Below are 15999 nucleotides of genomic sequence, written 5' to 3' on the forward strand. Positions count from 1 at the left end.
ATAAATCGTTTTCCAATCGTTAAGCTGGATGCAATGAGCGAGAAACCGACGAATCAGCACTGGTTAGCCTTAATTATCGGCAATTCTCGGCTGCATTGGGGTTGGTTCATAGATGACAATCTACAACAATCCTGGGATACATCGTATTTATCGGAGTCGATCGTTGAGAACTTAATTCACACCTCATTCGATTTTGCAAAATGCCAACTTGCTCCTATCAGCCTACCGTCGTCACCCGAACTCTGGATCGCTTCGGTCGTGCCACAACAGACTGCCCTTTGGCAAATCTATTCTCAGGTGAGAACGATCGCTCCCGATCAAATTTCCCTTCAAAACGCTTATTCAACCTTGGGACTCGATCGTACCTTGGCAATTTGGGGGGCCAGCGATTTATATAAAAGTCCAGTTTTAGTCATCGATGGCGGCACTGCATTAACGTTCACTGGGGCAAATGAGCAACGAGAATTCATTGGAGGCGCAATTCTCCCAGGGTTGCAGCTACAGTTTCGGGCGGTTCACCAGGCAACCGCAGCACTTCCTCTAATTGAAACCAAAACCTTAACAGATCTGCCGTCTCGCTGGGCAACGGGAACGATCGCCGCCATCCAAAGCGGAATTGTTTATTCGCTAATATCCACCATTCGCGACTTTATTGAAGACTGGCAGCAACAGTTTCCTAATAGCGCTTTGGTGTTGACGGGAGGAGACAGTGCCCGATTACATCACTACCTTGAGCAACGGTTCCCTAAGATGAGCAATTGCATTCTATTAGAGCCAAATTTATTGTTTTGGGGAGTGCGATCGGTCAGACAAGTTTTGAGCCGTTAGCTTCTGTTCAGATCTCGCTAGTGTGTCACATCTCCATTGGTACTCAGCTTTCTTTTGAGGATCTCTTCCATCTCTTTGAGATCTTCATTACTTTGTGGAAATGGATACTTGGGACTGGTGGGATTTCCTCGGTTGATTAGGGCTTCGATCGCATCATCATCTTCCCGATGAGCCAATACATAAGCTCTCAATTCTTGACGATTCATTTTGCTAAAGTCAGGCTTCGTCATCGTTGAACCTCCATTGACCATCTGAAAAAATCAGAATTTCTGGGGGCATACACTTTCTGTGATAGCGAGTCACTACCATATCCCAAGAATGCGATCGCTCCCAAGGCTCTCTCGCTCAGTGGCAACTTCTAGCCAACCTTGAATCGCATCTTGCAGCATTTCTAAAAGATCTTTGAATTGTTATGCAGCCCTGTTACCTCTTCAGTCTTTCTACGACTAACCGACGATCGCCATACCATTGACTCAAGTCTTGCTCAACTTCTTCAAGAATTGCGATCGCTTCCATAATTAACTTTGCATCAGCCGATGATAAAGTAAACGCTGACTCAACTCGTTCCCGATAGTTTTGTGGACAGAGCGCAAAGCTGTTGGCAATTGCTACTGCACCTTTCTCATTCAACAGGTACTCTTCATTGAGTGCAAATAATACCTGATTCATGCAAGCCACGCTACGAAAACAGCACCCTGCTGCATAAACAATATCGTTGCGTGTAACTGCCTTTTCCGCAATTGCCAATGAAAAACTAATTTCCCAGGCAAACCTATTAATCGTTGCTTGTTTAAGCTGAATCGGATAGGGGGCTGTCTTAGCCTTTAACCCTTTTAGATATTCATATGGATCGTGAAGTGATAGACAAATAGCAACTTCACCCATATAGATAGAGGATACAAAACCATGTGGATGTCCTGGTTGGTAATCGATCGTAATCTGTCCTGCATGACAATCATCAATAACACGACTAACCTGATCTAAATCACGATAGAGAAAGTCTACAGGTACACCTTCTATCTGTAGCCAACCACCTCCATTGATCCATCTTCCCCACTCACCAATTGGGGTGACTAAATTTGCGCGATGGCTATCATCAAGTTCAGAGGCAAGGTGATTGAGTGCAATCAGGTCAAGTGGGTTTTCAGGCGAGTAGTAGATTCCCAAATCCACATCCGACTTTTGCGTGTGGCTCCCTCTTGCTCTTGAGCCACCTAGAGCGATCGCTGCAACCCCCTGAACTGTTTGCAAACGACTAACAACTTGGTGAACAAACTGAGGCAATTGCTGACTCATATCGACTGAAAATCTAAAACTTTAGAATACAAACTATCGACTGATTCTTGTGCAAAAAGTTCATCCTTCAATTTGAGGTAGTCACCCCCTCCCAGATTGCAGGCCGCGCAAAATCGAGCGACTTCAGATTGCTTCATCTTTGATAAGAGAACTTGTAATCCTTCCTGCAAAATCTGCTGCTCACTCTTCACTCGAATCATCACTACTATCTGCTTTCACACAGGCTTTACTCAGTCCAGCGTTGTCAATCCTTTGAAATAATCTTGTAGCTGTTGGTGATGATCGTGAGATAGCCGACCTTCAGGGAGCGAATTGGCATCGAAGGCCTGCACATCTAAGACCTCGATCGTATCCTTGATTCCTATTTCTCCGCGCACCTCAACTTCGACCACGACACAGATTGAGTGAATTCTCGGATCGCGATCGGGCGACGAATAAACCCCCACCAATCGGCGAATCTTGTCTACTTCTAACCCGGTTTCTTCAGACAATTCTCGTCGGATCGCCGTCGGGATATCTTCACCCCAATCGACCATGCCCCCTGGCAAACCCCACAAACCGTTGTCTCGACGACGAATCAAAACGATCCGACCATCCGGCAAAAGGGGAATAATGCTGGTGCCTGTGATGGGATGGCGAAAAATAATCCCAATTACAGTTTGAATAAAATGCCACGACCGACGCATGAGTTAAAACGCTATAGCAAATGGGACAGGCACACAGAGCAACCGTCTTTCTCTAAATACAGAATGTGAATCTAAGGGTAAAGGCATCCTGGAAATAGTCTAGGGCTACGCTAAGTCAGTCAGAATTTGTGCCGCGTGATGTTCTGGTTTGACCTTCGTGTAAATTTTCTCGATCCTAGCATCTGGGCTGATGACAAAAGTATTTCTACTGATGCCCATGTATTCCTTCCCCATAAATTTCTTTAATCCGTAACTATCGTACTCAGCAGCCACTTTTCCACCCTCGTCACAGAGTAGAGGAAATGGAAGCACGTACTTAGTCACAAATTTTTGATGAGATTTTGCATCATCGGTGCTAACCCCCAACACCACTACGTCTTGAGCCTGATACTCTGCGTAAGCATCTCGAAAGCTACAGGCTTCTTTGGTGCAACCGGGCGTGTTGTCACGCGGATAAAAGTACAAAATCACTCGCTGACCTTTGAATTTGGACAACTGAATGAGATTGCCTTGAGTGTCAGGAAGCTGGAAGTCGGGGGCAAGGTCGCCAATTTTTAGGGGCATAAGGAGAAAGTTGGATTATTTTTTGTTTTTAGACTTCTTGTGCTTTGCCTTTTCGTCCTTTGCCTTTTCGTCTTTTGCCTTTTTGTCCTTCCCTTCTTGGTTCTTGCCGTTTTTCACCGTTTTTTTGGCGGCTTCTAGCGCCTTCTCAACTTGATCAAAGCCAGTGCCTCCGTAGCTATTGCGGGCAGAAACGACCTGTTCCGGTGCGATCGCTCCGTAGATATCTTCCTCAAAAGCAGGGTGCAGATCTTGCCATTCTTCGATCGACAAATCTTTAAGCAATTTATTGGACGCGAGACAGGTTTTGACAACCTTGCCCACCAGATTGTAGGCTTCGCGGAATGGCACACCTTTGGAGGCGAGATAGTCTGCGACATCGGTGGCGTTAGAAAAATCTTCGTTGACGGCTGCGGTGAGACGATCGACGCGAAACTCCAACCCTTCCTCAAACAAAATCGTCATCGCTTGCAGACAGGCTTTCACCGTTTTGACGGTATCAAACAGCGCTTCTTTGTCTTCCTGCAAATCCTTGTTGTAGGCCAGAGGCAGCCCTTTCATCAAAACTAACATCGCTTGCAAATGCCCAAAGACTCGCCCCGACTTGCCGCGCACCAGCTCCGGAACGTCCGGATTCTTTTTCTGCGGCATAATGCTCGAACCCGTCGCACAACTGTCAGTCAGCGTCACAAAGCTAAACTCTTGCGAAGCCCAAAGAATCACTTCTTCAGACAAACGGCTGAGATGAACCATGATCAGACTGGCAGCACAAATAAACTCGATCGCAAAGTCTCGATCGCTCACTCCATCCAGACTATTTGCATACACGCCCGTGAAGTCTAATCGCTCTGCGGTGAAGTGGCGATCGATGGGAAAGGTCGTCCCGGCCAAGGCTCCCGATCCGAGTGGTGAAACATTCACACGCTGATAAATCTCACCCAACCGCTGCCAATCTCGCTGAGTCATCTCAAAATAAGCCAGCAAATGGTGTGCCAGACTGATCGGCTGGGCCCGTTGTAGATGGGTGTATCCAGGAATCAGCGTTCTCACATGTTGGGCCGCCAAATCCAGCAGGACTTGCTGAAACTGCCGAAGCTGCTGACGGATTTGTTGAATCTGATCTCGCAGATAGAGCCGAGTATCGGTGCCGACTTGATCATTGCGCGATCGCGCCGTGTGCAGTTTTTTACCGACATCGCCGACCAGCTCTGTCAACCGCCGCTCTACCGCAAAATGAACATCCTCAGCCTCCGTTCCGGGTGAAAACGCTCCCTGCCGATATTCCTGGCGAATTTGCTCCAGACCTTCGACTAGCTGGGTGCCTTCTTCAGAGGAAATAATGCCCGTTTTGGCCAACATTTCAGCGTGGGCCTGTGAGCCAGTCAGATCATATTCAATCAGTTCGACATCGAAGTGAATGCTGGCGTTAAACTCAGCGATCGCCGGATGCAAGGCTGATTCGAATCGCTGACTCCAGGTTTGTGGCGCAGAGGGTTCTTGATTCAAGAGAATCTTCTCCAGAATGCGGATGAGTGATAGACATTTGACTATAGCAGAGGAACAGAAAAGGTTTCTACGTTAGTCTGTCCTCTGTCTTACGTCGTTGAAGACACTCCAGGAAAAAGTTTACGGATTTGGGACTTAGGACTCTGGACTCTGGACTCTGGACAGAATCAGATTTGGAGCCTTTGGTCTTTGGTCTTTGGTCTAACGTCCTCAGTCTTTTTGGTCTTAGCCGTAGGTCGTAAAGGTTTTTACCATGTAACCGATCACCAGCCCAATCAAGAAGGCCCACACCTGTCCGGTTTTGACAAAGTGGGCCCAGGCCTTGCCGATGTCTCCTGCAAAATCGGGTTCCTTAAATTGTTGAGCCAGCACCATCCAATCGTCAGGCAGGGGCCAGTGCAGCGTTTGTAAGACATCTCCCCAATGACCCGCGATCGCCCCCAGACTGGTCAACTCTTGAACCATGTGAATGATCATTCTGTAAATCTCCTCAAGCAGCGTTTGCTATTTTATTTGCTTTTGAGGAACCTTCTACCACAGAATCGAGAAATGGGGCATGAATTGGCGAATGTAACCCGCTTTATCCACGCCCCGCACCCTACTGAGTTCGATGAAACCCTTTGGCTCGGTTACCGATCCGGGTTGCTCCCAAGATGAAGGACTTTGAACGAGAAATCTTGTCTAAAAGTCCCCTAGGATTGACAGCTTGAGGGGCAGAAGCCGTCAATAACGAAGCCAAACTTTATCGAACTAACCCTAACTGAGGAGTGGCATGACCGAGTTGGCAATAATCGCTGCCTGAGTGCGATCGCGCAGATTGAGTCGCCCTAGAATGCTGGCAACATGATTTTTCACCGTTCCCTCAGAAATGGCTAGGGATTGTGAAATTTCTCGATTGCTAGAGCCAGCCGCAATCAGTCTCAAAACCTGGCGTTCTCGTGTTGTGAGTTTGGTGAAGCCGGGGGGCAGCGTGGAATCACTCCGAGAAGCTTGAAAAGACCGACGTTGGGCAGAAAAGGTCAGGACTTTATTGGTAGGAGGAGCCGATTTCAAAGCGACCTCTGCTGAAGTCGATCGCATAGAGTTATCTGCCGAAACCGATCTCGTAGAGATATCTGCTGAAGCAGATCGCACCGAAGTCACACCCTCACCTCTAGCATCAACTCTAGAGAGAATCTTGGGTAGAAGCCCCGGACTCAATTGAGTGTAGCCTTTGTGGACATTGCGAACTGCACCCACCAACTCATCAGGAGACAAATCTTTGAGAAGATAGCCCGTCGCGCCAACCTTGAGCGCATTGGCAACCGATTCTTCGTCATCCAAAGTCGTCAAAACCAAAACCTGAGTGTTAGGAAAGCGCTCACAGATCGTCTGAGTGGTAGCGATCCCATCGATTCTAGGAACACAGAGGTCAATCAAAACCACATCAGGTTTAAGGGCTTCGACTTGTTGAATGGCGCTTTTTCCGGTGTTTGCGTCTCCGACCACTTCTAAGTCGTGCTCTTGTTCTAGCAAGGCTTTTAAGCCCTCACGAATGAGGTTTTGGTCGTCAACGAGTAATACACGAATCATGGGGTAAGCTCCGATCGATGAACAGCCGGGGGATTTCTGAACTCGAACTAGCTGAGTCCTTTTACAGCGAACACCTTTACATCATCAGTTGAAATCACTTTTTGTGATGACGGATTATGAAGCACTGGGTTCCCTATTCAGGAAGATTTATGAGTTTTTGATTAAGAACCTACGAATTTCCGACGCTTCACACTTTACTTCCTACCGTATGCTGAGAGGTTGGTAGCGGCTGAGGTCAAGATGAATGAGTGTATCAAAGCCTATTGAAAAACCTGTTTGGTGGTGGCGACTGGGCTTGCTGGGTTTGTTTTTGGGATCGTTGGGCCTGCGATTTTGGGGACTGGGACGGTTTAACACCTTTGTGTTTGATGAGGTTTACTACGTTAAATTTGCCCACAACTATTTGACGCAGACTCCTTTTTTTGATGGGCATCCGCCGTTGAGTAAGTATTTGATCGCCATTGGCATTTGGATTGGCAATCAGCTTCCGATCGGGCGTGATGCGGTCAATTCGCTGGCGGGTTCGGCGTTGTCTACCTGGAGCTATCGCTGGCTGAATGCGCTAACAGGATCGTTGATTCCGCTCGTAGTGGCGGCGATCGCCTATCAACTCAGTCTCAGACGCAGTTTTGCCCTAATTGCGGGATTGTTTGCGGCGGCGGACGGCTTGTTTTTGGTTGAGTCTCGCTATGCGTTGAACAATGTCTACTTGGTGATATTTGGGCTGTTGGGACAGTTGTTTTTTTTGATGGCGCTGCGAAGTCAGAAATGGCTGTGGTGGATGGGCGTGGCGGGCATCTGGTTTGGGGCAGCGGCCTCGATCAAGTGGAATGGGCTGTGGTTTCTCTTGGGGGCGTATCTGCTGTGGTTTGTCGCTTGGAGCATTCGGCTGGTGAGACTTTTGCTGCAATTTCGACTAACCCGCAAGCGGCCGTCTCACATGTCCGATAGTTTTACCGAAACGCCGCTCGATCGTCTGACTCAGTTCAATCCGATTTCTTTGGGGGCAATGCTGGCGATCGTTCCCGCGATCTTCTACTGGCTGATCTGGATTCCGCATCTCCGACTTAACCCTGACGCTGGTTTTTGGCAGCTACAGCAGCAGATTCTCAGTTATCACGAACGAGTGGGCAGTGGGGCGACCGTGCATCCCTATTGCTCGACCTGGCTGAGTTGGATTTTTATGATTCGTCCGGTGGCTTATTTTTATCAAGTCACCAATAGCTTGCAGGCCCCCATTCCCACAAGTGGAGCGGCGACCCCGATCGGGTCAGGCAGTGTGATCTATGACGTTCACGCGATGGGAAATCCTTTTTTGTGGTGGTTTTCGTCGGCGGCGATCGTGCTTCTCATCTGGGCCCTGATTGAAAACTTCAACAGCCTTTTTACCCCCACACGCAGCGGTTTTATCGCCCCTAACGAACTCTGGATCGTTTTGTATCTGCTGGTCAACTATGCGGCTAATTTGCTGCCCTGGGTGAGAGTGACGCGCTGTATCTTTTTGTATCACTACATGGGAGCGGCGGTGTTTGCATCAATGGGGCTGGCCTGGCTGGTCGATCGCTGGCTCCGCAGCGCAATTCCTCGTCGTCGCAGTTTGGCAATTTGGACGATCGGGCTAATCCTCGTCGCCTTCATTTTTTGGATGCCCATCTACCTCGGACTTCCCTTAATGGAGTGGCAATACAAGCTGCGAATGTGGTTTCCGAGTTGGGTCTAGAAGGGATGAGGGAGAACTGCGATGATCTGTTCCCCCTTTGGGGGGTAATCTGCTTTGCGAGGAGGGAGGAGGGATGAAAAATCTACCCTTCGTCTTTTTTGAAGAACACCGATCGATACACGGGTTCTCCTCGCTCTAAAGTGGAAGACTCGCGCTCAGTGGGGACGGCCATCGGATTTTTGGGCAGCCAACTCGTGTCTTGACGAACGAAAGCCGGATGGTCAGCAAATCGATCGACCATCTCGATCGCCACTTCTTCCACATCCGACTGCACAAACACCATCCCACCTGGACACAGATATTTAGCCACTTCCTCCACGACTTCTGGCTGGACAACTCGCCGCTTTTGGTGCTTGCGCTTAAACCACGGGTCAGGAAATTGAATCGACACTCGTTGCAGCGTTCCCGGTTTTAGAGATGACAACAGAGGATGTAGCGAATTGTTGGCATTGCAAAACAGATAGTGCAAATTTTGTAAGCCTAATTGGTCGCGATGGTCGATCGCCTGTTCTACCAACGGTTCTCGAATTTCCAGTCCTAAAAAATTCCAGTCAGGCTGCAACTCGGCCATCTTGAGCAAAAACCGCCCCCGCCCACAGCCAATATCCAACTGCAACGGCTGGCTCAATGCATACACCTGCTCCCAATCGGGCGGCTGAATCGGAGTCTGATACTTGCGACTTAGCGGATTGACATGTTCACGCACACGAACGATCGACAAAGGAACCTCCAGAATAAGGGATGAGGGAGAAGGGATGAGGGATGAGGGATGAGGGTTGAATTCTGAGTTTGAGAAGTTTGGAAAGATCGACTCCCCACTTCCCACTCCCCACTCCTCACTCCTCACGCTTCTGCCGACAAATTCCAAACACGGACGTATAGCCATGTAGAAAGGTGCTGTTGCCGACTGGGCCGATTTCTCCATTACAAAAGAAGCCACTTAGCGGAATGTTGTCGAGATATTCGCAGAACAATTGGGAATCAAAATTGGGTTCGCCATACAGTGCTTCACCGCGTCCCATACAAGAGAACATTAAAGCGCCCACAGGCGACGATCGCGCCCCCGCATCTTTTTGATACCGCTGAAGCAACACTTCTAAATCGTCAGCAGAAGTCGCCGCATCTCGCAGATGAAACTGAATCCGCTGACCAGGACGAATCCGATCGCCGATCGCAATTGCTCCCACGCGCGGGTCAACTCCCAACAAATTGCGAATCAAAAAGTCTCCCTGCTCCAAATCTTGCTTAAACTCACTTTGCGCCACGCCCACAAATAGCGAATGCTGCGCTAACTCCCGATCGTCTTCACTCAAAGTTTGAATCAGATCTCGCAAAACTTCTAGCGGCAATCGCTGCGTCGCACAGTCCGGCGAATTATCATCCAAACAATCCTGCTCCTGCAAGCCCAGTAAGATGTTCCGTTCGCCCTCAGTCACCCAGTACACATCTCCGATCGGACGGCATCCTTGAGCAACGATCGTTTCCAACACCAAATTACCGCTTAACGCCACCCCAACCGTACCTTCTCGATAAAAGCGATCGTCACAAAACAAGCCACTGTTGCCTCCGATCGCCCCCGAACTCGCCAACCCGCCAACCTTTGAAGCCCCCGCATAGGCATAATCCAACCCTTGCAGCAAGTCGTTAATCTTGGCAGAAAAGGGATCGGCTAACAGCACAAAATGCGGCTGGTCGGATAGCGGAACCCCCAACAACTCCGCCCACGCATCCGGCGCACTGTCTAAGTCGGGCAATTCCTCCGCCTCTAGATGAAACGTCTTGACCTTAACGCCGGGTAAAGCGGCCAACGTCAGACTCAGCGCAGGTTCTCCCTCAACCTCTAACGCCTTGCCTCGTGAAGTGACTCCGACAATTCCACCCCCACTACAGCCGATAAGCGACACATCAGGAAGCTGATTTCTTAGAAGAGGCAACAGTCGAGAATATTCGCTGGCAAACGCAGAAGAGATGAAGACAAATGCTAAATCCGCAGGTCTTTGCAGCAGGTCTTGGGCCTGAGCCACCACTTCAGCGATCGCCGCCTCCAACGAAGGACGGGTGGAAAGGGCGCTGGCCCACCTCATTGAGTCGGTTGTTGATTCCACCATAGTGATTCCTCTTGTGCAGCGTGCTGAAATGCGGGTATCCCCAGTTTACTGAAAACTTGTCAGGGGTCGTCTCGATCGCACTACCCAACCGCTCACTTCAAAGGAAGCGATCGCATCCCGCAATATTTTGCAACAACTTTGAAACAATTCCCTCAAGCTTCCCTTCTGTAGAATCTCGACGGGTTTTCCGTACTTAACCTCTGACCAAGACACGTTAAGATATAGAAACATAACCCGGATAGCTACCCCCAAGACTAAAAAGTGTTGCGTCAGTTGCAGATGGTCGAACCTTAAGAGATTACGATCGATCAAGGTCAAATCTGCTAACGCCTGTATCACTAAAACAGTGAATAAAGGTCAGCCACACCGCTAAGGTTGGGCTGTATCTACTCTCTCTAACTCAGTTTCACCGTTCAAAAAGGACGAAATTCAAAACCTATGAGCGACATCAAAAAACAAATTGAAGAAGAACTGCAAAATGCTCGTGCTGTCTGTGACGTGAGCGGTTCTAACTCTGGCGAGTGTGCTGCCGCCTGGGATGCCGTTGAAGAACTGCAAGCCGAAGCTTCGCACCAACGTCAAGTCAAACCCAAAAACTCTTTAGAGCAGTTTTGCGACGACAATCCTGACGCTCTAGAATGCCGCGTTTACGACAACTAATTTTCTTGAGTCGTTTGGGGTCAGCCCTGATTGCGATCGTTGAGACAGTGACCCCTCCAAAATCAAATATTCCTCTAAACAAGTGACTGGAAGCTTTTATTGTGACCTGGTTGCTTGTTTTTTAGTGGCAATTTTTGATGGCGATCGTTAGTAATTTGCTTTTCGCTTCAGTCCGATCGGCTACATAATAGAGGCAAAATGGTAAAGTCCATCTCAAAGCCAACCGCTAAAAGCTAATTGCGAACCCCCATGTCAGATGCACCCGATTGGATCTCCCCGCTCGTTTGGACAGATTACCGCCTGGCGGTGCTGTTTACTGTGATTGTGCCGCTTATTCTGCTGATTTGGGCCTTTACCAAACAGTCGGATGCGATGCAGCGATTGTTGATTATTTATTGGCGCGTCGCAAGTTTGTTGGCGATTACCGTGTATTTACTGATTGGGGCACTGCCGATCGGCTTCATTTCGGGCTGGCTGGCTCGCATTTTGATTCCGATCGCTCTCTGGTACTGGGCCGATCTGAATGAAGAAATCCGGGAGCAACCCTCAAATCCGCTTAAGCTGGCGCTCACTTCCTGGCGATGGGGTGTTTCTGTCTATTGTGCGTTGGGCGCGATCACTCAGTTGCCCTTTTTACGGTGTGCCACTTTACCAAATACTCAACTGCAAAATGACGCATCCTGCCGACTGTGGTTAGAGCCACCCTGGGCGTTTAGAGAATTTTTTCACAGCAGCACTCAGCCCTGGTTTCTTGGATTTTTGGGCATTGCTGGGCTAATTGTCTACACGCTTTATCTGGGCTATTTTGTCTTCTTTAGAGTAGGCAAGCGTAAGCGATCAGCAATGAGCAACTGAGCGCATAACCCAATGCTGCGATTCATCAACTCTACAGGTCTGGCCAAGGCAAACTGATCGTTTTGATCCGCTCAGATGCGATCGAATGATCAATCGTCTAACACACATTTAATCGTCAGGTTAGCTATTGGTCTTCAATAGACCACTTAACTTTAACGAACCCTTTGTTATCTGAATAATTTCCTCGGACATCGTTGATGTAGAAACGAAGCGTCTCCTTTGGAGCTACATTAACAGTTGCATCTTTACCAATGTACAAGCAGTCACCGACTGAATTTCTCATGACTAAAGATGAAGCGCGTGCATCACAGAGAGCATCTCCACCAAATTTTGCATCATATCCTTCAGGCGAGGTGCTATTTTCCTTCCACCCTGGATTCGCACTCCAGTAACCTTCAGCCTGAAATTTAATCTTGACTTTCTTATCCAAAGGGTTAGAAAACAATTCCCCTTCTGCGGTTGCCGCTGCGACCTCAAAAAGACCACTCATCTGGGAAGCAGCAGATGGAGAAGCCCCAACACTAGGCGTAGAAACACCGGATTGCAGGGCAGGAGATGCAGCAGGTTTTGAAAATATTTTATCCCAGTTGCTTACAAGCGCTGTGCCGAGAGTCCCTAAAAGAGCGATTACAGCGAGTGAAACTTGAATTTTGCTGCTGTCGCTCTGCTGTTTTTCCTTGTTGTCGTCTGCCATAGGTTGAACTCTGAGTTGATAAGGGCAGTCTCGCACCAATCCATTATTGTACTAACATGTAGAAAATTTTCAGGGTCAGCAAATTGTTTTGAGGAGCGATCGCGATAGACAGCACTCTTCAAAAATCCTGCATTCTCTCTAGCCAACCAGCTAAATATTCTTTGATTAAAGAACGATGCAGTCTAACCAGAAGCAAACCAACTGGAGCAAACATGGGAAGTTCGATCGGGCAGCGTTTGGAGCAATATACCCTCAAGCGTCCGACAGAAGTGCTGCTGGTTTCGGCTGAGATCGAGGGAGAGTTGGATGAAATTGCAATATTCAAAGGCTTTTCCAGTTCTTTGATGAATCCGACGGCGTTTGATCCAGATGTGCCAATTTTGCCAGAGAATGTGAAGATTCTATCAATCGATCGCCTTCAGAGTCCGTATAACCCGAATGATCCACGATATATAGAGAAAGGAATTTCTTGGGAAAACTTTCAGCAAATTCTTGCGTCAGTTGGACTCTAACGAGATCTTCCTGAGAAATGGTATTCTCCACTGTGATCTATATTGTGTGAGGAGTCGTGTTATATGGTGTCGTCACCTGCAAGGGCTGGAACCTCCAGTCTGACAAGTTCTTTTGAGCAAAATTTAGGGCAACCCTGGGGGACGGTTTCGCTGCCTGACTCGGCTTTGTTTGGCACCGATGGCATTCGCGGCCACGCTGGAGAACTGCTCACGGCTCCTTTGGCGCTTCAGGTGGGCTTTTGGGCGGGTCAAGTTTTGCGATCGAACGCCACGAGTCCCCAACCTGTAATTTTGGGGCAAGATTCGCGCAATTCAAGCAATATGCTGGCGATGGCACTCTCTGCCGGACTGACGGCCGCCGGGGTCGAAGTGTGGGATCTGGGGCTATGTCCAACGCCTGCGGTGGCTCATCTCGCGCATACTGTGGGCGCGATCGGTGGGGTGATGATTTCTGCTAGCCACAATCCCCCAGCCGACAACGGCATCAAATTCTTTAACCCAGACGGCTCCAAGCTTGCTCCCAGACTTCAACAACAGATCGAAGCGGGTTTGCGGGGGCAAAGTTCAGCTATCGCATCCACTGACCACCGTTGGGGACAGCATTCTCACCGTCCAGAACTGCTCAGTCACTATGTAGAAGCGTTAAAAAATCCCTTAATGACTGACCAGCCTCAACCCTTTGCAGGAATGCGGATCGTTTTGGATTTGGCCTGGGGATCAGCAACTCGATTGTCCGCAGATGTGTTTCGATCGCTGGGTGCAGAGTTAATCTGTCTGCACGATCGTCCCGATGGCGATCGCATTAATGTCAACTGTGGCTCGACTCATTTAGCCCTATTACAAGCAGCCGTTCAAGAAAGCTCTGCGGATTTAGGATTTGCTTTTGATGGAGATGCTGATCGCGTTCTCGCCGTTGATAGTCAGGGCAGAATCGTCGATGGAGACTACATTCTCTATTTTTGGGGACAACAGTTGTTGCAATCTCAGCAGCTACCTGGCAATACGATCGTGGCTACCGTAATGTCTAATCTAGGGTTTGAGCGGGCCTGGGAAAAGCAGGGGGGCACCTTAATTCGGGCGGCGGTGGGCGATCAGTATGTCCATGCAGAAATGGTGCGCCACGGAGCAAAACTGGGGGGTGAGCAGTCAGGACACATTCTCTGCCCGCATTACAGTATTAGTGGTGACGGATTGTTGACGGCGCTGCATGTCGCGTTTCTTGTCCAACAAGTCGGCTGCTCTCTCTCAGAACTGGTGGATCAGAGCTTCCAGACCTATCCCCAACTTCTCAAAAATGTGCGCGTGGTCGATCGCAATCGGCGTATTAATTGGAAAGACTGTGATCCGTTGGTGACGGCGATCGCGCAGGCAGAAACCGCAATGGGCGACCAGGGGCGCATCCTCGTTCGTGCTTCTGGAACTGAGCCTGTGATTCGAGTCATGGTAGAAGCAGAAAGCCTGGATCTAGCCACCCATTGGACAGATCACCTGGTCAGCACAGTTCAACAGCACCTGGTATAGAGCGTGAGTCAGATTATCATCAGAGCTTAAGAGTCCATTTGCAAAACTCAAGAAGCTAATTGATGAGTATGGACGATCGCTCAAAGACAAGTGACAAGTGAGTTTAGAATACGCCTTCAGCGGGCAAACCTTCAATGACAGTGCAGAACTTTTGAGAGAGGATCGGGGTTGTTGACTCAATTTGTAGTGGATGCAACGTCTTTATGAAGATACAAATTGTGGCGATCGCGCTCCTCTCTCTAGGGTTCGCTCCAGAATTTACGCTATCCACCCCTTCACAGCCCATCTCCAAAAAAGCCTGTTCTGCTCAAGTTGAACCCCTGGTCACCCTTCTACTGCGCGATTTGCCGGGGTATGCTAATCGGGTGGCAACTCGATCGACTCGACGATCTGCGATCGCTTCGATGAATTTCGTCCTGACCGCAGGCAGACCTGAATTCACGCCGTTGCCTTTAAAGCCTGGAACTGACATTCCGCCCGATTCTGACCTCCAACAAGTTTTTCTCACAACATTGGAGCGTCAAAACAGTGCAGGCAAACCATTTAACCTTCAGCAACATCATTGGTTATTTTTGGCAAAAACGACCAGCGGCTGGCGATTGGCACTGATGTTTACCCGTACGCGGTCTGCTTCAGACATCTCTGCGAGAGCGCCCATCGGAGAACCTATCACGCCACCGAGAGAAAGCAGTCAGGGCATCATCGGTCAGGCAGTACAAATTTGGCTGAGGGATTGTAACGCTGGCGCAATCAAGCAGTAATTTTCACAAACTCGGCTAGAATAGCATCCTGTCAAATAGTACCAATCCATGCCATTGAATGAGCGACAACTTCGGATTTTACGAGCGATCGACCAGGGCAATATTACGGGCGATAGTATTGCTCAAGCGTTGGGTTCATCAATGCAAATGCTCCGATATTATCTCGACACAATGGCAGAAGATGGTTACTTAAAAGCAGCCAGAGTTTATGACAATGACACGAGAGAATTTCAAATTGTTCGAGCTTATTTAACTGAAAAAGGTAAAGCTGAACTTGAGCAAATGTCGGAGTTAGGTCAAAGTTTTATTCCGATAAATTCTGTCTCTCAACCGTCAGCTAAAAGTGAAGTCAGCCCCATCTCAATCTACGAGTTGCATGATGTGATCAAGTCGTTAGAAGTTTTGTATGAAGCTGTTGAACAATTGCCAGAGGCTCGAAGAGAGTTAGCGATCGTCTACTTCAACGATTTACAAGACGAAATCAAAATCACCTATCGCCGCAAACCTGAAAAGATCAAAGCTTATTTTATTGCAGTTCTAGGAATGATTTTGCCTGTTTCAAAACAGATTAGGAAGGCAGACGAATTTTTTGAAACCGTGAGAAACTTGTCTAAGAAGCTGAATGTTCCGGTAAAGCTGTCTCAGTCAGATGGAGACGCTTAATCGGGTGCATCCCAGTCTTGTAAGTCTTAGAGTGAGAATTGCTTATTGAGATAGGC

Annotated in this window: 18 protein-coding genes; 8 read left to right on the top strand and 10 right to left on the bottom strand. The window is 48.7% G+C overall.

What is annotated here, in order from left to right:
- Positions 1-33: 33 nt before the first annotated feature.
- A complete protein-coding gene (locus tag ACKFKH_RS29310) occupies positions 34-828 on the top strand; it encodes a pantothenate kinase (protein WP_446861903.1) in 795 nt (264 codons plus the stop codon).
- Positions 829-845: 17 nt separating this feature from the next.
- On the opposite strand, the gene ACKFKH_RS29315 is transcribed toward ACKFKH_RS29310, so the two are convergent.
- From ACKFKH_RS29315 to ACKFKH_RS29345, 7 genes are all read right to left on the bottom strand, one after another.
- The gene (locus tag ACKFKH_RS29315) at positions 846-1058 is read right to left on the bottom strand and encodes a DUF6887 family protein (protein WP_446861904.1); all 213 of its coding nucleotides are present in this window, start codon (positions 1056-1058) and stop codon (positions 846-848) included.
- 193 nt (positions 1059-1251) lie between these two features.
- Positions 1252-2124 (bottom strand): nucleotidyltransferase domain-containing protein, encoded by an 873-nt coding sequence (locus ACKFKH_RS29320; protein ID WP_446861905.1) that lies wholly within the window; start codon positions 2122-2124, stop codon positions 1252-1254.
- Positions 2125-2354: 230 nt separating this feature from the next.
- Positions 2355-2810: an NUDIX hydrolase gene (locus ACKFKH_RS29325; protein WP_446861906.1), complete on the bottom strand. Its 456-nt coding sequence runs from the start codon at positions 2808-2810 to the stop codon at positions 2355-2357.
- Positions 2811-2915: 105 nt separating this feature from the next.
- A complete protein-coding gene (bcp, locus tag ACKFKH_RS29330) occupies positions 2916-3374 on the bottom strand; it encodes a thioredoxin-dependent thiol peroxidase (protein WP_446861907.1) in 459 nt (152 codons plus the stop codon).
- A 15-nt stretch (positions 3375-3389) separates the two neighbouring features.
- Positions 3390-4877: an argininosuccinate lyase gene (argH, locus tag ACKFKH_RS29335; protein ID WP_446861908.1), complete on the bottom strand. Its 1488-nt coding sequence runs from the start codon at positions 4875-4877 to the stop codon at positions 3390-3392.
- 225 nt (positions 4878-5102) lie between these two features.
- Positions 5103-5354, bottom strand: coding sequence for a hypothetical protein (locus ACKFKH_RS29340; RefSeq protein ID WP_446861909.1), 252 nt, complete (start codon positions 5352-5354; stop codon positions 5103-5105).
- A 279-nt stretch (positions 5355-5633) separates the two neighbouring features.
- Positions 5634-6449 carry a response regulator gene (locus ACKFKH_RS29345; protein ID WP_446861910.1) on the bottom strand — a complete coding sequence of 272 codons (816 nt, stop codon included), beginning with the start codon at positions 6447-6449 and terminating at the stop codon, positions 5634-5636.
- A gap of 244 nt (positions 6450-6693) precedes the next feature.
- Here ACKFKH_RS29345 and ACKFKH_RS29350 point away from each other — a divergent pair, with 244 nt between their 5' ends.
- Positions 6694-8169, top strand: coding sequence for a dolichyl-phosphate-mannose--protein mannosyltransferase (locus ACKFKH_RS29350; protein ID WP_446861911.1), 1476 nt, complete (start codon positions 6694-6696; stop codon positions 8167-8169).
- An 82-nt stretch (positions 8170-8251) separates the two neighbouring features.
- Here ACKFKH_RS29350 and trmB read toward each other — a convergent pair whose 3' ends face one another.
- Positions 8252-8890 carry a tRNA (guanosine(46)-N7)-methyltransferase TrmB gene (gene trmB / locus ACKFKH_RS29355; RefSeq protein ID WP_446861912.1) on the bottom strand — a complete coding sequence of 213 codons (639 nt, stop codon included), beginning with the start codon at positions 8888-8890 and terminating at the stop codon, positions 8252-8254.
- Between the two features lie 115 nt (positions 8891-9005).
- Complete coding sequence (locus tag ACKFKH_RS29360) at positions 9006-10277, bottom strand: FIST signal transduction protein (RefSeq protein ID WP_446861913.1); 1272 nt, start codon at positions 10275-10277, stop codon at positions 9006-9008.
- A gap of 438 nt (positions 10278-10715) precedes the next feature.
- On the opposite strand from ACKFKH_RS29360, the gene ACKFKH_RS29365 reads away from it, so the two are divergent.
- Both ACKFKH_RS29365 and ACKFKH_RS29370 read left to right on the top strand, forming a co-directional pair.
- Positions 10716-10937 carry a CP12 domain-containing protein gene (locus tag ACKFKH_RS29365; RefSeq protein ID WP_446861914.1) on the top strand — a complete coding sequence of 74 codons (222 nt, stop codon included), beginning with the start codon at positions 10716-10718 and terminating at the stop codon, positions 10935-10937.
- Between the two features lie 249 nt (positions 10938-11186).
- Positions 11187-11792 carry a DUF3177 family protein gene (locus ACKFKH_RS29370; RefSeq protein ID WP_446861915.1) on the top strand — a complete coding sequence of 202 codons (606 nt, stop codon included), beginning with the start codon at positions 11187-11189 and terminating at the stop codon, positions 11790-11792.
- 124 nt (positions 11793-11916) lie between these two features.
- Here the strand turns inward: ACKFKH_RS29370 and ACKFKH_RS29375 are convergent, their stop codons facing one another.
- Positions 11917-12486 (bottom strand): hypothetical protein, encoded by a 570-nt coding sequence (locus ACKFKH_RS29375; protein WP_446861916.1) that lies wholly within the window; start codon positions 12484-12486, stop codon positions 11917-11919.
- 212 nt (positions 12487-12698) lie between these two features.
- Here ACKFKH_RS29375 and ACKFKH_RS29380 point away from each other — a divergent pair, with 212 nt between their 5' ends.
- The 4 genes from ACKFKH_RS29380 to ACKFKH_RS29395 all read left to right on the top strand — a co-directional run bounded on the left by ACKFKH_RS29380 (position 12699) and on the right by ACKFKH_RS29395 (position 15943).
- Positions 12699-12998 (top strand): DUF7734 family protein, encoded by a 300-nt coding sequence (locus ACKFKH_RS29380; protein ID WP_446861917.1) that lies wholly within the window; start codon positions 12699-12701, stop codon positions 12996-12998.
- Between the two features lie 63 nt (positions 12999-13061).
- On the top strand, positions 13062-14519 hold the full coding sequence (gene glmM, locus ACKFKH_RS29385; RefSeq protein ID WP_446861918.1) for a phosphoglucosamine mutase: 1458 nt from the start codon (positions 13062-13064) through the stop codon (positions 14517-14519).
- Between the two features lie 203 nt (positions 14520-14722).
- Positions 14723-15280, top strand: a complete 558-nt coding sequence (locus ACKFKH_RS29390) for a hypothetical protein (RefSeq protein ID WP_446861919.1) — start codon at positions 14723-14725, stop codon at positions 15278-15280.
- 48 nt (positions 15281-15328) lie between these two features.
- Positions 15329-15943 (top strand): hypothetical protein, encoded by a 615-nt coding sequence (locus tag ACKFKH_RS29395; RefSeq protein ID WP_446861920.1) that lies wholly within the window; start codon positions 15329-15331, stop codon positions 15941-15943.
- Positions 15944-15999: the final 56 nt, after the last annotated feature.

It is taken from the genome of Phormidesmis sp. 146-20, from assembly GCF_052939475.1.

Bases quoted from the DNA above. Each gene is read 5' to 3' on its own strand.
- ACKFKH_RS29310 (WP_446861903.1), top strand. From the start codon at position 34: ATGAGCGAGAAACCGACGAATCAGCACTGGTTAGCCTTAATTATCGGC.
- ACKFKH_RS29360 (WP_446861913.1), bottom strand. From the start codon at position 10,277: ATGGTGGAATCAACAACCGACTCAATGAGGTGGGCCAGCGCCCTTTCC.
- ACKFKH_RS29340 (WP_446861909.1), bottom strand. From the start codon at position 5,354: ATGATCATTCACATGGTTCAAGAGTTGACCAGTCTGGGGGCGATCGCG.
- ACKFKH_RS29370 (WP_446861915.1), top strand. From the start codon at position 11,187: ATGTCAGATGCACCCGATTGGATCTCCCCGCTCGTTTGGACAGATTAC.
- ACKFKH_RS29320 (WP_446861905.1), bottom strand. From the start codon at position 2,124: ATGAGTCAGCAATTGCCTCAGTTTGTTCACCAAGTTGTTAGTCGTTTG.
- ACKFKH_RS29325 (WP_446861906.1), bottom strand. From the start codon at position 2,810: ATGCGTCGGTCGTGGCATTTTATTCAAACTGTAATTGGGATTATTTTT.
- ACKFKH_RS29345 (WP_446861910.1), bottom strand. From the start codon at position 6,449: ATGATTCGTGTATTACTCGTTGACGACCAAAACCTCATTCGTGAGGGC.
- ACKFKH_RS29380 (WP_446861917.1), top strand. From the start codon at position 12,699: ATGGGAAGTTCGATCGGGCAGCGTTTGGAGCAATATACCCTCAAGCGT.
- ACKFKH_RS29390 (WP_446861919.1), top strand. From the start codon at position 14,723: ATGAAGATACAAATTGTGGCGATCGCGCTCCTCTCTCTAGGGTTCGCT.
- ACKFKH_RS29315 (WP_446861904.1), bottom strand. From the start codon at position 1,058: ATGACGAAGCCTGACTTTAGCAAAATGAATCGTCAAGAATTGAGAGCT.
- ACKFKH_RS29395 (WP_446861920.1), top strand. From the start codon at position 15,329: ATGCCATTGAATGAGCGACAACTTCGGATTTTACGAGCGATCGACCAG.
- glmM (WP_446861918.1), top strand. From the start codon at position 13,062: ATGGTGTCGTCACCTGCAAGGGCTGGAACCTCCAGTCTGACAAGTTCT.
- ACKFKH_RS29365 (WP_446861914.1), top strand. From the start codon at position 10,716: ATGAGCGACATCAAAAAACAAATTGAAGAAGAACTGCAAAATGCTCGT.
- bcp (WP_446861907.1), bottom strand. From the start codon at position 3,374: ATGCCCCTAAAAATTGGCGACCTTGCCCCCGACTTCCAGCTTCCTGAC.
- ACKFKH_RS29375 (WP_446861916.1), bottom strand. From the start codon at position 12,486: ATGGCAGACGACAACAAGGAAAAACAGCAGAGCGACAGCAGCAAAATT.
- ACKFKH_RS29350 (WP_446861911.1), top strand. From the start codon at position 6,694: ATGAGTGTATCAAAGCCTATTGAAAAACCTGTTTGGTGGTGGCGACTG.